The organism is Cupriavidus sp. IK-TO18 (genome assembly GCF_015549295.1).
GTDB classification, from domain to species: domain Bacteria; phylum Pseudomonadota; class Gammaproteobacteria; order Burkholderiales; family Burkholderiaceae; genus Cupriavidus; species Cupriavidus oxalaticus_A.
In genome coordinates, this window is the sequence record NZ_JADGMP010000012.1 from 28,948 (window position 1) to 45,379 (window position 16,432).

The window sequence follows — 16,432 nt, forward strand, 5'->3', positions numbered from 1 at the left end:
CAGGAGCCCGCCCGGCTGCGCGACGGCAATCCGTACGCAGCCGCTGCAAGAATTACCGTCAGCGCGGCGGCGTGGCGTGCACAAGCGCCATCGCTGCAATGTGGTCCGGAAGTTGCTGTGTTTCGGGCATGGACTTCTCGTTCGACTGGCGCGAAGCGCTCTTCTTCACCGTCTCGCCACTCGAGATCGTCGTTCGCGGCACGGTGATGTACTGGGCGCTGTTCCTGCTGTTCCGTTTCGTCGTGCGGCGCGACATCGGCTCGATGGGCATTGCCGACCTGCTTCTGGTCGTGATCGTTGCCGACGCGGCGCAGAACGGCATGGCCGGCAAGGGTGAAGGCGTTGCCGACGCCATGCTGCTGGTCGTCACGCTGATTGCGTGGAACCGGTTGATCGACCTGTTGGCCTACCACTTCCCCACGTTCCAGCGCTTTGCCGAAGCGAAGAAAATCCTGCTCGTGCGCGACGGCACCAGGCTGCAAGAAAACATGCGGCGCGAATCGATCACCGACGACGAGCTGGAAGCCAAATATCGCGAGCAGGGGGTAGAAAAGCTCGAGGAGATCAAGGCGCTGTACCTGGAGGCGGATGGCAAGGTCAGCGTGATCAAGAAGAAGTAGATGCTCCCCGCCCCGCTCGCGGGACAGGGAGCCAGGCTCAGTTCACCTGCCGGTTCATCCCCTCCCAGAACGGCTCGCGCAGCTTGCGCCGCAGCAGCTTGCCGGACGGATTGCGCGGCAGCGCGTCGACGAACTCGATGCTCTTCGGCACCTTGAAGCCGGCCAGCCGCTGGCGCGTCCACGCGATGATGCCGTCGCGATCGGGCGATTGTCCCGGCTTCAGCACGACGATGGCCTTCACCGCTTCGCCCCACTTCTCGTCCGGCACGCCGATCACCGCCACGTCAGCCACCTGCGGGTGGCCGTAGATCGCGCTTTCGACCTCGGCCGGATAGACGTTCTCGCCGCCGCTGATGATCATGTCCTTGACGCGGTCGTGGATGTACAGGTAACCCTGCGCATCCATGTAGCCCGCGTCGCCGGTGCGCAGCCAGCCATCGGCGTCGATGGTGCGCGCGGTCTCCTCGGGCTGCTTCCAGTAGCCGGCCATGTTGTGCTGCGAGCGCACCACGATCTCGCCGACTTCATCGGGACCCAGCCCGCGCCCCTCATAGTCGACCACCTTGATTTCCACGCCTGGCAGCGGCTTGCCCGCGGCACGCATGCGCGGCACCTCTTCGGTGGTGTGGTCCTCGGGCGGCAGCGCGACGATGGTGCCGGTGGTCTCGGTCATGCCGTACTGCTGCACGAAGCCGCAGCCGAACACCTCGATGCCCTCGCGCAGCAGCGCCGCCGGAATCGGCGCGGCGCCATACAGCAGGTACTTCAGCCGCGAGTAATCCACCTGGCGCGCGCGCGGATCGCGCAGCACGATCTGCATGGCCGCCGGCACCATGAACAGCTTGCTGACGCGCTCGTGCTCGATGAAATCCAGCACCGCGCGCGGGTCGAATTCGCGCGCGACCACGCCCTTGGCGCCAGACAGCAGATTGCGCAGTCCCCAGCCCGAGCCGCCGATATGCGCGACGGGCATCGCCACCAGCGAGATATCGTCGGCCGTCCAGTGCGACCAGGCAATGCCTTCGCGCTCGCTGACCTCGGTGCCGATGGTCAGGTTGCGGTGCGTCAGCATCGCGCCCTTGGGCCGCCCGGTGGTGCCAGAGGTGTACAGCTGCAGCACCACGTCGTGCGGCGCCGGCCGGTGTGCCGGCGGCGTGGCCGGCTGCGCGTCGCGCCAGTCGGTGTAGCAAGGGGCATCGCCGCCGTCGGCGCACGGCTCCATCAGCACCACCGTGCGCACCATCGGCAGCGCCGGCAGCAGCGACTTTGCCATCGCCGCCGATTCCGGCCCGACGAACAGCACCACCGCGTCGCAATGGCCGACGATAAACTCGATCTCCGGCGGCGCCAGGCGCCAGCTGGCCGGAGTGGTGACGACGCCAGCCTTGGCCGCGCCGAGCAGCAGTTCGAAGTAGTGGTCGCTGTTCTTGCCGATATAGGCAATGCGGTCGCCGGCGTGGATACCCTCGGCCAGCAGCGCCTGCGCGACCCGGTCGGTATTGCGCTCGAAGTCGGCGTAGGTAGTCTGGCGGCCCTCGAACGCATATGCCACCGCGTCGGGCCGCAGTCCGGCGAAATGGCGCACGGCATCGGGCAGCGTGCTCAGGTAGCTGAAATCCATCCGCGTCTCCGTGTTGATTCCATCCAGGCCGCTTCGCTCAGCGCGGCGCCATCCGGATGGCGCCGTCCAGCCGCACGGATTCGCCGTTGAAATAGCCGTTGCGGCACATCTCGACCGCCAGCGAGGCGAACTCTTCCGGCTGGCCCAGGCGCTTGGGAAACGGCACCGAAGCGGCCAGCGCGGCCTTGACGTTCTCGGCCGCGCCCTGCAGCAGCGGCGTATTGAAGATGCCCGGCAGGATGGTATTGACGCGGATGCCCTCGCCCGCGAGGTCGCGCGCGATCGGCAGCGTCATGCCGACCACGGCGGCCTTGGACGCCGAGTACGCGGCCTGCCCCATCTGGCCATCCTGCGCCGCCACCGATGCGGTGCTGATGATCACGCCGCGCTCGCCGCCCGCGGTGTCCAGCGTCAGCATGCCGGCCGCCGAGCGCGCGATGCAGCGGAAGGTGCCGATCAGGTTGATCTGGATGATGCGTTCGAAGGCATCGGAGGGAAAGTGCTTGATCTGGTCCGGCGCTTCCTTGGAACGCGACGCGGTCTTGATGGCATTGCCGGTGCCGGCGCAGTTGACCAGGATGCGCTCCTGGCCGATGGCGGCACGTGCCCTGGCGAAGCCGGCCTCGACTTCAGCTTCCGAGGTCACGTTCACCTGGCAGAACACGCCGCCCAGTTCGCGCGCCAGCGCTTCGCCCTTCTCGGCGTTGAGGTCGAACAGCGCCACGCGCACGCCGTGCGCCGCCAGCGCGCGCGCCGTTGCCGCGCCCAGGCCCGAGGCGCCGCCCGTGATCACTGCCGATACCGATGCATTGAGTTCCATGCCGTCTTTCCCTTGTGTCTTGTTGCTGGCCGGACGGGCCACCGGTTCTGGTGCGCGCGCCCGCGATCTGAGAGTGGCCGGCGGGCGCCGAAATGCCCACGCCGGAGTGGGTTCGAGATTCGTGGATCGGCGCAAGCGACGCATCGTCCGAAGCGACGAATGGTTCCGACGTGGACCCAGACGTGGACCCGGGGTGGCCCGACGTGCCGGATGCGGCGGTGCGTCACCCGGCACCGCCGATGCGCTACAGTGGCGCGATCGACGTTCATTCCCGCGCCTCCGCCGGCAGCGTCACGCCGGGCCGGGTGCGGACATCCAGCCATGCGCAAACCCGATCGCAACGCCCCCTCCCGATCGATGTGGCCACGCCGGCTCACGCCAGGTGCGAGCCTGGCCATGCATGCCGCGCTGCTGGCGCTCGCACTGCTGTGTTGTACGGTTCCAGCGCCCGCTATGGCGGCAGGCCCGCTTGCCACCCTGCTGGCACCGGCCAAGCCCGCTCCGGCGCCGGCCAGCGCGCCGGCGGCCCCGGCCAGCGTGCCGCTGGCGCAGTCGCTCGACCAGGTCATCGCAACACTGCAGGACGATCGCGAACGGCGCGCGCTGGTCGGCCAATTGCAGGCCTTGCGGCGCGGCCTGGACGCTTCCGCGGTGGCGCCGGCGCCGGCGTCCGCCGCTGCGGCCGGCGCTTCGGCACCCGGGCTGATCGGAGCCGTGGCCGAGGTGCTCGACGAAGTCGACACGCACCTGCGCAAGGACCGCGGCCCGTGGCAATACTGGGGCTGGCGCTCGCGCTTCGCAGGCGAGGAATGGCGCGCCGCGCTGACCCACCGGGGCACCCGCTCGGGGCTGGAATCGCTGCGCGAATTCGCGCTGGTGCTGGCGGTATGGGCGGCGAGCGGCTGGGGCCTGTGGGAGATCGGCCATCGCATCCGGCGCCGGCGCGCGCCGCCGCGCCCGCGTACCGAGCGCGCCAGGCTGCCCGAGGTGCCGTCCTGGGTGGATGTCGGCGTCTTCATGCTGCGGCATATCGGGCCCTGGGTGATCGCATTCGGCATCACGCTGCTGATGGCGACGCGCACCTTCGCGCAGTCGCCAGCAGCCGTGGCCGCGGTGCTGGTCGCATACGCCATCGTGGCGGGTGCCGTCGCCGCCGCGATGTGCCAGGTCATCTTCGTCCTGTTCCGCACCGCGCACCGCCAGCTTGCGGTCCGGCAGCTGCTGGCGCGCTCGCCGTGGCTGCTGTTCTGCACCGGCGCACTGGCGGCCCTGGGCGACAGCGCCACCGACAGCCGCGTCGTCGCGGTGCTCGGCACCAACCTCGCCGCGCTGGTGTCGACCACGGCCAATATCGCCGCAGCACTGGGCATCGGCGTGTTCGCGCTCGTTTTCAGTCGCCAGATCGGCCAGCTGATCAGCCACCGGCCGCTGGCCTTCCGCCAGTCCCACCCGGGCCTGACCGACCTGCTGCGGCTGATCGGCCAGGCCTGGCACTTGCCGGTGCTCGCGGTGGTGGTCGCGTCGGTGATCGGCACGCTGCTCGCCGCCGGCCACGCCGATGTATTCCTGCGCCGCACCGTGGCTTCGGTCGCGCTGTTCGTGGCGGCACTGCTGCTGACGATGGTCGCCAGGCGCTCGCCCAAGGCAACGGCACGGCCGCCCCGCTTCCGCGACCGCCGGCGCTCGGCCTATGTGCAGCGCTTTGGCCGCTTCGCCATGGCGCTGCTGCGGGTGGCGATCTGGGTGGTATTTCTTGCCATGGTGATGCGCGTCTGGGACACGTCGCTGATGCAGCTGGCGGAATCTTCCGCAGCGGGCCGCCATATCACCGAGACCGTGTTCAGCGTGACCAGCACCGTGCTGCTGGCCTGGCTGGTCTGGCTGCTGATCGACACCGCCATCACGCAGACGCTGTTGCCCGCGCATGGACGCGGCGCGCAGCCCAGCCTGCGCGCCAAGACCATCCTGCCGCTGGTGCGCAATGCCTCGTTCATCGGGCTGCTGCTGATCGCGGTGATTGCCGTGCTGGCCAACCTGGGCGTCAACGTGACACCGTTGCTGGCCGGCGCGGGGGTGGTCGGGCTGGCGATCGGCTTCGGGGCGCAGAGCCTGGTGCAGGACCTGATCACCGGATTGTTTATCGTGGTCGAGGACTCTATCGCCATCGGCGACTCGATCGAGCTGCCTGACCATGCCGGCGTGGTCGAAGGTATGACCATCCGCACGGTCAAGCTGCGCGACGGACGCGGCGCGCTGCATACGCTGCCGTACAGCCAGATCAAGGCGGTCAAGAACCTGTCGCGCGGCTATGGCTATGCCGTGTTCAGCATCGGCATCAGCTACCACAGCGACCTCGACCGCGCCCTCGAGCTGATCCGCACCACCGGCACGGAAATCGCGCGAGATTTCCGCTACTCGCGCAACCTGATGTCGGGGCTGGACATCCTCGGCCTGGACCGCTTCGACCCGAGCGGGCCGGTGGTGATGGCACAGTTCAAGACCCGGCCGCTGACGCAGGCGGAAATCACGCGCGCGTTCAATGCACGCCTGAAGCGCAACTTCGACGCCCACGGCATCCGCATGGCATCGCCCAGCCTGACCATTCAGGTCGATGGCAAAGGGCTGCAGGTGGGGGGCGACGAGCAAGCGAACCCGGCGGCGCCATAGCAGCCGGTTCGAATGCCGGTTCGAATGCCGGTTCGAACCGGCCCGTTCGCAGAAACACGGGTATGGCAACCTATTCTCGGCCCGGCAACGGGGGCTTTTTGCCGCCAACATTCTGGACACGTGTGGCGTGTGTGAAACGCCCGGCACTATTTCCGTGCTGAAAATTTCGGCGTTCTCGTCACCCGCATTACCATCACGCCTCACAAGTCGGTAGTGCGCCCGACCTCCCATACGCTGCAAAGCAGCAATTTGGTATGGCCCCAGCTAAGTGTTATGCCTGCAATCCGTGTTTTCCCTCCCGACACGGGGGACAAAAGAAACAACATTGTTTGGCATGATTGCCTTATCGCAGCGCGCCGGATGAGCCTGACGGGACCGCTGCGAGCCGTATCGGCGCAGGTACAGAACGCCAGAGCGGCACCGATAACACAAAAGAAAGTGGCCACTTGCCGTGGCACAAGCAGGAGGCGTTTGCCGCCGGGGGGAATGTGAACATGGGCGAACACCCGACTACGGACGAGGACTTCCATCGTCTGGTCGACTCGATCTACGAGTCCGCGCTGGACGTTGCGGCAATGCCGGCGGCACTCGACCTTTTCTCCCGGTACACCTCCACCGGCAGCCCGCGTTACCTGATCTGGGACAAGCTCGCCGGCCATGCACGCCTGGGCGTCACGCCCCACGGCTGCTTCACCAACGGCGCAAGCGTTGGCGGCTGGCTGCCCAATCCGCTCGAGCTGCCCTACGCCGGCGCCTGCTGTATGCCGGCCGACACGCCTGACAGCCCCGCCTGCGCGCCGCTGCACACGGCCTCTCACGATGGCGCCGTGGCCGAGCGTCCAGTCTCCACGCTGGCATGCAGCGGACTCGAACATGGCATCCGCCTGGTCGAGAACGCCGAGGTCTGCGTACTGATGAGCGGCACCAGCGCGGGCAGCATCAGCGCCGGCCAGCGCGAGCGGCGCCTGGCCCACGTCATGCCGCATTGGGTGCGTGCCGCGCGCATGCAGCAGCGCAACTTTGAACTGAGCGGGCTGGCCAGCCTTGGCCTGGCCGGGCTCGATACCCTGGATTTTGGCGTGATGGTGCTGCAGGCCAACCTGCGCGTGCGCTACGCCAACAGCTGGGCCGAGGCGCTGGTGCAGGCCGACAGCCACCTGTCGCTGCAGGACGGCGTGCTGCGCGCCCACAGCGACACGCTGCAGGCGGTGCTGCGCAAGCTGCTCGACGGCGCCATGCGCGGCCGCGGCGCCGAAGCCGCGTCGGGCTCCTGGATGCACATCACCTCCGGCGGGCAGCCGGTGCCGATCATCGTCACGCCGCTGGTCTCGCGCCAGCCGGTGGAAGGCCCGTGGCAATTGCCGGCCGCGATGATGCTGTTCGGCAATTCGGAATCGCGCGCGGTGCTCGATGCGGGCGTGCTGGCCTCGCTGTTCGGGCTGTCGCGCAAGGAAAGCATCATCGCCGTCCGTCTCGCCGCCGGCGAGACGCTGAATGAAATCGCCGAGCGCGAGTTCCTGTCGCCGCATACGGTGCGCGTGCATATCCGCGATACGCTGCGCAAGACCGGCACGCACCGCCAGTCCGAGCTGGTGCGCCTGCTGCACCTGCTGCCGGGCGTCAATCTCGAACGCGCCGGGGTGACCTCGGCGGTCCGGCCGCGTACGCCGCGAGCGGGGACGGCCTGAAGCACTGGCACCGGCCCCCAAGGGTGACCCGGCCGGGGGGCACCTCCATATCGAATCGGTATCGCTTCCCAATAAATCAATATTGGACTGGCGCTCGACGCGTGAACTACGCTGTGGCCCACCCTGAGCCATCCGGAATGCAAGGCAGCCGCCGCCGCGTTCCGCAGGGCTCGCGTGCCACAGCTACCGGACTTCACCGTGACCGCCTTGCTATCCACCTTCGACCTGACGCCCCTGCCGCCGCACGCGCTCGCGTTCCGCGCCGAGGTCCGCGCCTTTCTTGACGAGCACCTGCCCGCCCTGCCGCCGGAAACCCGCGCGCGCTCGTGGATGGGGTTCGATGCGGCGTTCAGCCGCGCACTTGCGGCGCGCGGCTGGGTCGGCATTACGCTGCCGGCGCAATACGGCGGCGCCGGCCTCGATCCTTACTCGCGCTTCGTGCTGGTGGAGGAGTTGCTGGCCTGCGGCGCGCCGGTGTCGGCGCACTGGATCGCCGACCGCCAGAGCGGCCCGCTGATCCTGCGTTACGGCAGCGACGCGCAGAAGGCCCGCTACCTGCCCGCGATCTGCCGCGGCGAGGCGTTCTTCTGCATCGGCATGAGCGAGCCGAACTCCGGCTCCGACCTCGCCAGCGTGACGACCCGCGCCGTGCGCCAGCCCGATGGCTCGTGGCGCCTGACCGGCCGCAAGATCTGGACGACCAACGCCGACCGCTGCCACTTCATGATCGCGCTGGTGCGCACCTCGGGCACGCCGCAGGACCGGCAGGCGGGCCTGTCGCAGTTCATCGTCGACCTGCACGCGCCCGGCGTCTCGGTACGGCCGATCCACGACCTGGCCGGCGATGCGCACTTCTCCGAGGTCACCTTCGACGACGTCGCGCTGGCCCCGGATGCGCTGGTCGGCCAGGACGGCAGCGGCTGGGAGCAGGTCAACGCCGAACTCGCGTTCGAGCGCAGCGGCCCCGAGCGGCTGTACTCCAGCGTGGTGCTGCTCGACACCTGGCTCGACGCCATGCGCCGCCTGCCGCCGGCACGGCGCGACACCGTGACCGCGGGCCGCCTTGCCGGGCACCTGGCGGTGCTGCGCGCGATGTCGCTGGCGGTGACCGCGCGCCTGGCGGCCGGTGAAAGCCCCGTGGTCGAGGCCGCACTGGTCAAGGACCTGGGCACGACCTTCGAGCAATCGGTCCCCGCGCTGGTGGAAGCGGCGCTCGGCGACGAAGCGGCACTGGCCGCCGACGGCGCGCTCTATCGCACGCTGGCCTACGTCACGCAGATCGCCCCGTCGTATTCGCTGCGCGGCGGCACGCGCGAGATCCTGCGCGGCATGATCGCGCGCGGCCTCGGCCTGCGCTGAAGACCCGCCGCACCGTCCCGACGTCCCGCCCCCCCGACGAGACCCATCATGCATAACGCTTACTCCGACGCCCTCGACGCGCTGCTGCGCGATTGCTGCACGCCCGCCACGGTCCGCGCGCTGGAACGGCAGGCCGATCCCTCTCCCTTGTGGCAAACCCTGCGCGACAGCGGCTTTGCCGACTGCCTGCTGCCCGAGGCCGCCGGCGGCGCCGCGCTGCCGCTGCCTGAACTGGCCCCCGTGCTGTTCGTCACCGGCCGCCATGTCCTGCCGCTGCCGCTGGCGCAAACCATCTTCGCCCGCGCCCTGCTGCACGCGCAGGGCATCGCCCTGCCCGACGGACCCATCGCCCTGGCGGGCTTCGACGACGGCGCGCCCGCTACGCTCGTCGCCGATGCGCGCCATGCCCGGTGGTTCCTGGTGCAGGACGGCGAGCGTTGCCTCTTGCTGCCGGCGGCCGACGCGCGCGCCGAGCCCACCGGGGCGCACGCCGACCTGACCCTGCGGCTGCCGCGCCCGGACGCGGCCATGCCGGCTGCGTTCCGGCTGGCGCCCGGCACGCTGCGCACACTCGGCGCCTGCCTGCACGCGGTCCAGCTGGCCGGGGCGCTGTCGCGGGTGCTCGACCTGACGCTGCAGTACGCCAACGACCGCCAGCAGTTCGGCCGCGCCATCGGCAAGTTCCAGGCGATCCAGCATCAGGTCAGCGAGATGGCCGAGCATGTGGCGGCAGCGCGCGTGGCGGCGCAGCTGGCCTGCGCCAGCACCACCGGCCAGCCCGAGCGCCTGCGCGCCGCGCTCGGCAAGCTGCGCGCCAGCGATGCCGTCACGCCAGTGGCGGCCATCGCCCATGCGGTGCACGGCGCGATCGGGATCACGGAGGAATACGACCTGCAGCTCTGCACGCGCCGGCTGCATGCGTGGCGCGTGGCGGACGGGTCGGAGCGCTGGTGGAGCCGCGTGCTGGGCGAGGCGGTGCTCGACGGCACGGACAGCCGGGCGGTCGAACTGGTGCGTGGATGGTGCGAGTAAAAATGAAAACGCGCATTGCCTGAGGTTTCAGGCAACGCGCGTGGCAAGCACTGCGAAGGATCAGGCGATCACGCGGCCAGGCTCAGCCCGCTGTGCGACTTGCGGTGCCGGCGCTCCGGCTTGCATTCGTACTTGAGTTCGGTGCGCCCGTCTTCATAGGCCACTTCCAGGCGCACGGTAAAGCCCCACAGCCGCGTCACGTGCCGCACCACTTCGTCGAAATTGTGCGCCAGCGGCCGGCGGTCATTCTGCAGGTGGCGCAGCGTCAGCGAACGGTCGCCGCCGATATCGACATTGGTGACCTGGATATTGGGCTCCATGGTCGACAGGTCATACTGCGCCGCCATCAGCTGGCGGATCGCGCGATAGCCCTCGTCGTCGTGGATGGCGGTGACGCGCAGCTTGCCCTCGCGGTCGTCGTCCAGCACCGAGAACAGCTTCAGTTCGCGGATCACGCGCGGCGACAGGAACTGCAGCAGGAAGCTCTCGTCCTTGAAATTGCGCATCGCAAAGTCCAGCGTCGTGCGCCAGTCGCTGCCGGCGATCTCCGGCGCCCAGCGGTAGTCCTCGTCGGTCGGGTTCTCGCACATGCGGCGCAGGTCCTGGAAGATCAGGAAGCCCACCGTGTACGGGTTCAACCCGCTGTAATACGGGCTGTGGTACGGCGGCTGGTAAATCACGTTGGTGTGCGCCTGCAGCAGCTCCATCATGAAGGCATCGTTGACCAGCTTTTCTTCGTAGAGCTGGTGGATGATGGTGTAGTGCCAGAACGTTGCCCACCCTTCGTTCATCACCTTGGTCTGGCGCTGCGGGTAGAAGTACTGCGCGATCTTGCGCACGATGCGCACGATCTCGCGCTGCCACGGCGCCAGCTTGGGCGCGTTCTTCTCGATGAAGTACAGCAGGTTCTCCTGCGGCTCGGGCGGGAACGTCATTTCCGGCGCCTCTTCGTCGGCCGTCAGCGCGTGCGGGCGATGCTTGGGCAGCGTGCGCCACAGATCGTTGACCTGCATCTGCAGGTAGTTCTCGCGATCGGCCTGGCGCGCCTTCTCTTCGGTGATGGAGAGCTTCTTGGGCCGCTTGTAGCGGTCCACCCCGTAGTTCTGCAAGGCATGGCAGGAGTCGAGCAGCAGTTCCACTTCCTGTTCGCCGTAGCGCTGTTCGCACTCGGCCACGTAGTTCTTGGCGAACAGCAGGTAATCGACAATGGCGTCCGCGTTGGTCCAGGTGCGGAACAGGTAGTTGCCCTTGAAGAAGGAGTTGTGGCCGTAGCAGGCATGCGCGATCGTCAGCGCCTGCATCGGCATGGTGTTCTCCTCCATCAGGTAGGCGATGCAGGGGTTGGAGTTGATGACGATCTCGTAAGCCAGGCCCATGTGGCCGCGCTGGTAGCTGCGCTCCGACGCCAGGAAGTGCTTGCCATAGGACCAGTGGTTGTAGCCCACCGGCAGCCCTGCCGACGCGTAGGCGTCCAGCATCTGCTCGGCCGTGATGATCTCGATCTGGTTGGGATAGGTATCCAGCCCGAACTCGCCGGCGATGCGGGCGATCTCGCGGTCATACCGGTTGACCAGCTCGAAGGTCCATTCCGAACCCGTGGACAGATAAGCCATCTTCGCCCCTTGTTGCGGGCAAGGCGCCAACCGCGCAGGCGCGCGCGCTGGCGCGCCGCGTGGTCCGCGTTGCCTTGCCACCAGACTTCACTGCGGCCTTCGCTGCCGGTTGCCCCGGCAGCAGGCCCCAACTAAGCCGCCCGCTTCTGGAACAGGTCGTGCAGCACCGGGTAGATTTCGTCCGCGCCGATGATGCGCTGCATCGCAAAGTGCTCGAACTGGCCCTTGACCGTCAGATACTCTTCCCAGAGGTTCTGTGGTTCCTCGGACGCCACTTCCACGTATGCGTAGTACTGCACCAGCGGCAGGATCGACTCGCGCAGCAGGCGTCCGCACAGTTCGGAATCGCCAGCCCAGTTGTCGCCGTCGGAGGCCTGCGCGCAGTAAATGTTCCACTGGCTTGGCGGATAACGGTCATGGACCACCTCCACCATCAGCTTCAGCGCACTGGACACCACGGTACCACCGGACTCGCGCGAGTGGAAGAAGTCTTCCTCTTCGACTTCCTTGGCCACCGTGTGATGCCGGATGAACACCACGTCGATACGCTCGTAGTTGCGCTTCAGGAACAGGTACAGCAGCATGAAGAAGCGCTTGGCCAGGTCCTTGCGGCTCTCGTCCATCGAGCCGGACACGTCCATCAGGCAGAACATCACCGCCTGGGCCTGCGGGCGCTTCTTGAGCACGCGGTTGTTGTAGCGCAGGTCGAGCTTCTCGATAAAGGGCACGCGATCGATGCAGGCGCGCAGGTGCCGCATCTTCTCCATCAGTTCGAGCGTGCCTTCGGCGTAGGGGCCGTCCTTGTCCAGCGCCTCGGCGTACTCCAGCTCCAGGTCGCGCAGGCGCTTCTGGTAAGGGCTGGACAAGGCGATGCGCCGCCCGATCGAGCTGCGCATGGTGCGCAGGATCGACAGGTTGGACGGGGTGCCGTCGATGGAATAGCCGGCGCGCACCTTGCGCACTTCGGCGATCTTGGCAAGGTGGCGCTTGGCCAGGTCCGGCAGCGCCATGTCCTCGAAGAAGAAATTGAGGAAATCCTCGCGCGACAGCGTGAAGACGAAATCGTCCTCGCCTTCGCCGCTGTCGCTGGCCCGCGAACCGCTCCCGCCACCGCCCTGCTGCTGCCGGTCGAAGGAATCGCCCTTGACGAACTTCTTGTTGCCAGGGTGGATCCACTCGCGCCGGCCGCCCGGGCCGTGGTGGAAGATCGGTTCGGTGATGTCCTTGACCGGAATGGACACCTGGCCGCTCTGCTCGATGTCCATGATCTTCCGGCCGGACACCGCCTTTGCCACCGCCTGCCGAATCTGTTCGCGGTAGCGCTTGATGAAGCGTTGCTGGTTGACGGCACTCTTGTTGCCGCCGTTCTCGCGCCGATCGATGACCGTAGCCATATGTTGCCCTCGTTGAGAGACTGCTTCCGCGGCGCCGTTACGATGATTTTCTTACGCGCAGATACCACTCCACCAGAAGTCTCACTTGCTTGGGCGTGTACCCCTTCTCGACCATGCGGTTGACGAAGTTCTCGTGCTTGTCCTGGTCTTCGCGAGAAGACTTGGCGTTGAACGAGATCACCGGCAGCAGGTCCTCCGTGGTGGAGAACATGCGCTTCTCGATCACCATCCGCAGCTTTTCATAGCTGGTCCAGACCGGGTTCTTGCCACTGTTGTTGGCCCGCGCCCGCAGCACGAAGTTGACGATCTCGTTGCGGAAGTCCTTCGGGTTCGAGATACCCGCCGGTTTTTCCACTTTCTCCAGCTCGTCGTTCAGCGCGTTGCGGTCGAGGATTTCGCCGGTGTTGGGATCACGGTACTCCTGGTCCTGGATCCACAGGTCGGCGAACACCACATAGCGGTCGAAGATGTTCTGGCCATATTCGGAGTACGACTCCAGGTAAGCGGTCTGGATCTCCTTGCCGATGAACTCCACGAACGGCGTGGTCAGGTACTCCTTGATGTACGACAGCAGCTTGGCTTCCTGCTCCGGCGGGAACTGCTCGCGCTCGATCTGCTGCTCGAGCACATACAGCAGGTGCACCGGGTTGGCCGCAACTTCGGTATTGTCGAAGTTGAAGACCTTGGACAGGACCTTGAACGCAAAGCGCGTCGACAGCCCGTTCATGCCCTCGTCGATGCCGGCGTAGTCGCGGTACTCCTGGTACGACTTCGCCTTCGGGTCCACGTCCTTCAGGCTTTCGCCGTCATAGACGCGCATCTTCGAGAAGACGTTGGAGTTCTCGGGCTCCTTGATCCGGGTCAGCACCGCGAACTGCGCCATCATCTTCAGCGTGTTCGGCGCGCACGGCGCGGCCGACAGCGAACTGCAGCGCAGCAGCTTGTCGTAGATCTTCACCTCGTCGGACACGCGCAGCACGTACGGCACCTTGACGATATAGATACGGTCCAGGAATGCCTCGTTGTTCTTGTCCGACTTGAAGGTGGTCCACTCCGCCTCGTTCGAGTGCGCCAGGATGATGCCGTCGAACGGAATCGCGCCGAAGCCTTCCGTGCCCTTGTAGTTGCCTTCCTGGGTCGCGGTCAGCAGCGGGTGCAGCACCTTGATCGGCGCCTTGAACATTTCGACGAACTCGAGCAGGCCGCGGTTGGCCAGGCACAGGCCGCCGGAATACGAGTACGCATCCGGATCGTCCTGCGGGAAGTCCTCGAGCTTGCGGATGTCCACCTTGCCCACCAGCGACGAGATGTCCTGGTTGTTCTCGTCGCCCGGCTCGGTCTTCGAGATCGCGATCTGCGACAGCACCGACGGGCGCAGCTTCACCACCTTGAACTTGGTGATGTCGCCGTTGAACTCGTGCAGGCGCTTGACTGCCCATGGCGAGGCAATCGTGTTCAGGTAGCGGATCGGGATGCCGTAGTCCTCTTCCAGGATCTTGCCGTCTTCTTCCGGCGAGAACAGGCCCAGTGGCGACTCGTGGATCGGCGAACCCTTCAGCGCGTAGATGGGGATCTGTTCCATCAACGCCTTGAGCTTCTCCGCGAGCGAGGACTTGCCGCCGCCGGGAGGCCCGAGCAGATACAGGATCTGCTTGCGCTCTTCCAGGCCCTGCGCGGCGTGCTTGAAGAATGAGACGATCTGCTCGATCGTGTCCTCCATGCCATAGAAGTCGCGGAAGGCCGGATAGATGCGGATGACCTTGTTGAAGAAGAGCCGGGACAGCCTCGGATCGTGGTGGGTGTCCACCAGTTCAGGCTGGCCGATCGCGGCGAGCATGCGTTCGGCAGCGGTCGCGTAGGCAGTCGGATCCTTCTTGCAGATCTCCAGGTACTCCTGGATGCTGTATTCCTCTTCCTTGCGGGCTTCGAAGCGCGTAGCGTAATGGCCGAAAATGTCCATACCTCACTCCCGTCAGAGTTCACATCCGAGGCGAAGGTAGTTCTACCCTTCAAGACTTCGCAAGTTCCGCGGTTCGCCACCCCGGCTTGACGACCGGTGAATGTTGCGAAGACTTTACTTCATCATAGTCAAATAACGGCGATGGTGGAGTCCGAGTTGACGAATCTTGCATCGACGCAACGCTTGTTTCCACGCTGCGTTTATCGCCTGATTCCGCTGGTGGCGCTGTCAGCTTTTGGCTGATATTTCCACTCGGTGCCGCACCCCGCGCGCGACGGGCCATTGACTATGCTTGTGACACACCTTACACCTTTCCGCCGATCCGTGCACAGCCGGTTTTGTAACCGGAAACACAAAAGCCGGCATCCTGTGCCGGCTTTTGTGTTGCTTTCAGAATTAGCTTAGACGCGCATCAGCAAACGCAGAGTGCTGATAGCAGTTGGCACTGCGCGCGGCCATCAGAGCGTGCGTGCCACCAGCTCTTTCATGATTTCGTTGGAGCCGCCGTAGATCTTGCCGACGCGTGCGTTGGCGTACATGCGCGCGATCGGATATTCCAGCATGTAGCCGTAGCCGCCGTGGAACTGCAGGCACTCGTCGATGATCTCGCAATTCTTTTGCGTGCACCACCACTTGGCCATCGCGGCGGTCGCGGCATCCAGCGTACCCGCCATCAGGCGCATCATGCAGTCGTCGACGAAGGTGGAGGCGATGGTGGCCTCGGTCTTGCACTCGGCCAGGCGGAAGCGGGTGTTCTGCAGGTCGGCCAGCGCCTGCCCGAAGACCTTGCGCTCGCGCACGTATTCGGTGGTGAGCTCGATCGCGCGATGCATCGAAGCGGTCGCGCCCAGCGCGATGATCATCCGCTCCTGCGGCAGCTGCTGCATCAGTTGGTAAAAACCCTGCCCTTCCTGCTCGCCGAGCAGGTTCTCGCACGGCACCAGCACGTCGTCGAAGAACAGCTCGGCGGTGTCCTGGCCCTTCTGTCCGATCTTCTCGAGGATGCGGCCGCGGCGGAAGCCTTCGAGGTCGCGCGCCTCGATCATGATCAGCGAGACGCCACGCGAGCCGGCTTCCGGATCGGTCTTGGCGACCAGGCACACGAGGTCGGCGTGGTAACCGTTCGTAATAAACGTCTTTGCACCGTTTATGCGATAGCAGTCTCCGTTTGCGGTCTGTTCGCGCACCGCGCGGGTGCGTACCGATTTGAGGTCCGAGCCGGCGCCAGGTTCCGACATGGCGATGGCCGCGACCATCTCGCCGCTGGCCATCTGCGGCAGCCACTTCTTCTTCTGCGCTTCGGTGCCGTAGTTGAGCAGGTAATGTGCCACGATGCCACTGTGCACGTTGTTGCCCAGGCTGGTGAAGATGGCGCGCGCCATCTCGCGCGTGATCACGGCTTCATGCGCGAAGTTGCCGCCGCCGCCGCCGTACTCTTCGGGGATGCTGGCGCACAGCAGGCCGGCCTGGCCGGCGCGGCGCCACACGTCGCGGTCGATATAGCCCTGCTCGGCCCAGCGCGCTTCATTCGGTGCCAGTTCGCGCTCGATAAAGCGGCGTACGGTGTCCTGGAACATTTCCAGGTCTTCGGTCATCCAGGGAGTCTGGCGTGCGGCGGGCGCCGCATGGTGGTGTTGGGTTGCCATAAGTATTCGGAT

The 16,432-nt window shown here is 66.3% G+C and carries 11 protein-coding genes; 5 read left to right on the plus strand and 6 right to left on the minus strand.

All coding sequences use genetic code 11. The annotated features are described in order from the left end of the window. Positions 1 to 128: 128 nt before the first annotated feature. Positions 129 to 620, plus strand: a complete 492-nt coding sequence (locus IPF36_RS10210) for a DUF421 domain-containing protein (RefSeq protein ID WP_133094897.1) — start codon at positions 129 to 131, stop codon at positions 618 to 620. 37 nt (positions 621 to 657) lie between these two features. Here the strand turns inward: IPF36_RS10210 and IPF36_RS10215 are convergent, their stop codons facing one another. Continuing rightward, positions 658 to 2,241, minus strand: coding sequence for a fatty acid--CoA ligase (locus IPF36_RS10215; RefSeq protein ID WP_135703649.1), 1,584 nt, complete (start codon positions 2,239 to 2,241; stop codon positions 658 to 660). Positions 2,242 to 2,278: 37 nt separating this feature from the next. After that, positions 2,279 to 3,061 carry an SDR family NAD(P)-dependent oxidoreductase gene (locus IPF36_RS10220; protein ID WP_133094895.1) on the minus strand — a complete coding sequence of 261 codons (783 nt, stop codon included), beginning with the start codon at positions 3,059 to 3,061 and terminating at the stop codon, positions 2,279 to 2,281. Between the two features lie 321 nt (positions 3,062 to 3,382). On the opposite strand from IPF36_RS10220, the gene IPF36_RS10225 reads away from it, so the two are divergent. From IPF36_RS10225 to IPF36_RS10240, 4 genes are all read left to right on the plus strand, one after another. Next, entirely contained in the window at positions 3,383 to 5,728 is a 2,346-nt protein-coding gene (locus tag IPF36_RS10225) for a mechanosensitive ion channel family protein (protein ID WP_195427915.1), read from the plus strand. A 494-nt stretch (positions 5,729 to 6,222) separates the two neighbouring features. Further along, a complete protein-coding gene (locus IPF36_RS10230) occupies positions 6,223 to 7,416 on the plus strand; it encodes a helix-turn-helix transcriptional regulator (RefSeq protein WP_195427916.1) in 1,194 nt (397 codons plus the stop codon). Between the two features lie 198 nt (positions 7,417 to 7,614). Beyond that, positions 7,615 to 8,775: an acyl-CoA dehydrogenase family protein gene (locus tag IPF36_RS10235; RefSeq protein ID WP_135704010.1), complete on the plus strand. Its 1,161-nt coding sequence runs from the start codon at positions 7,615 to 7,617 to the stop codon at positions 8,773 to 8,775. A gap of 48 nt (positions 8,776 to 8,823) precedes the next feature. Further along, a complete protein-coding gene (locus tag IPF36_RS10240; protein WP_195427917.1) occupies positions 8,824 to 9,807 on the plus strand; it encodes an acyl-CoA dehydrogenase family protein in 984 nt (327 codons plus the stop codon). 68 nt (positions 9,808 to 9,875) lie between these two features. Here IPF36_RS10240 and IPF36_RS10245 read toward each other — a convergent pair whose 3' ends face one another. The 4 genes from IPF36_RS10245 to IPF36_RS10260 form a co-directional block, all read right to left on the minus strand. Beyond that, the gene (locus tag IPF36_RS10245; RefSeq protein ID WP_135703645.1) at positions 9,876 to 11,420 is read right to left on the minus strand and encodes a SpoVR family protein; all 1,545 of its coding nucleotides are present in this window, start codon (positions 11,418 to 11,420) and stop codon (positions 9,876 to 9,878) included. Positions 11,421 to 11,551: 131 nt separating this feature from the next. Further along, the gene (locus IPF36_RS10250; RefSeq protein WP_133094890.1) at positions 11,552 to 12,814 is read right to left on the minus strand and encodes a YeaH/YhbH family protein; all 1,263 of its coding nucleotides are present in this window, start codon (positions 12,812 to 12,814) and stop codon (positions 11,552 to 11,554) included. A 37-nt stretch (positions 12,815 to 12,851) separates the two neighbouring features. Further along, the gene (locus IPF36_RS10255) at positions 12,852 to 14,774 is read right to left on the minus strand and encodes a PrkA family serine protein kinase (protein ID WP_133094889.1); all 1,923 of its coding nucleotides are present in this window, start codon (positions 14,772 to 14,774) and stop codon (positions 12,852 to 12,854) included. A 458-nt stretch (positions 14,775 to 15,232) separates the two neighbouring features. Continuing rightward, a complete protein-coding gene (locus IPF36_RS10260; protein WP_195427918.1) occupies positions 15,233 to 16,420 on the minus strand; it encodes an acyl-CoA dehydrogenase family protein in 1,188 nt (395 codons plus the stop codon). Between the last annotated feature and the right edge of the window lie 12 nt (positions 16,421 to 16,432).

What these genes read in the sequence shown, in the direction of transcription:
- IPF36_RS10210 (WP_133094897.1), top strand. Translation starts at nt 129, where the DNA reads ATGGACTTCTCGTTCGACTGGCGCGAAGCGCTCTTCTTCACCGTCTCG.
- IPF36_RS10215 (WP_135703649.1), bottom strand. Translation starts at nt 2,241, where the DNA reads ATGGATTTCAGCTACCTGAGCACGCTGCCCGATGCCGTGCGCCATTTC.
- IPF36_RS10220 (WP_133094895.1), bottom strand. Translation starts at nt 3,061, where the DNA reads ATGGAACTCAATGCATCGGTATCGGCAGTGATCACGGGCGGCGCCTCG.
- IPF36_RS10225 (WP_195427915.1), top strand. Translation starts at nt 3,383, where the DNA reads ATGCGCAAACCCGATCGCAACGCCCCCTCCCGATCGATGTGGCCACGC.
- IPF36_RS10230 (WP_195427916.1), top strand. Translation starts at nt 6,223, where the DNA reads ATGGGCGAACACCCGACTACGGACGAGGACTTCCATCGTCTGGTCGAC.
- IPF36_RS10240 (WP_195427917.1), top strand. Translation starts at nt 8,824, where the DNA reads ATGCATAACGCTTACTCCGACGCCCTCGACGCGCTGCTGCGCGATTGC.
- IPF36_RS10245 (WP_135703645.1), bottom strand. Translation starts at nt 11,420, where the DNA reads ATGGCTTATCTGTCCACGGGTTCGGAATGGACCTTCGAGCTGGTCAAC.
- IPF36_RS10250 (WP_133094890.1), bottom strand. Translation starts at nt 12,814, where the DNA reads ATGGCTACGGTCATCGATCGGCGCGAGAACGGCGGCAACAAGAGTGCC.
- IPF36_RS10255 (WP_133094889.1), bottom strand. Translation starts at nt 14,774, where the DNA reads ATGGACATTTTCGGCCATTACGCTACGCGCTTCGAAGCCCGCAAGGAA.
- IPF36_RS10260 (WP_195427918.1), bottom strand. Translation starts at nt 16,420, where the DNA reads ATGGCAACCCAACACCACCATGCGGCGCCCGCCGCACGCCAGACTCCC.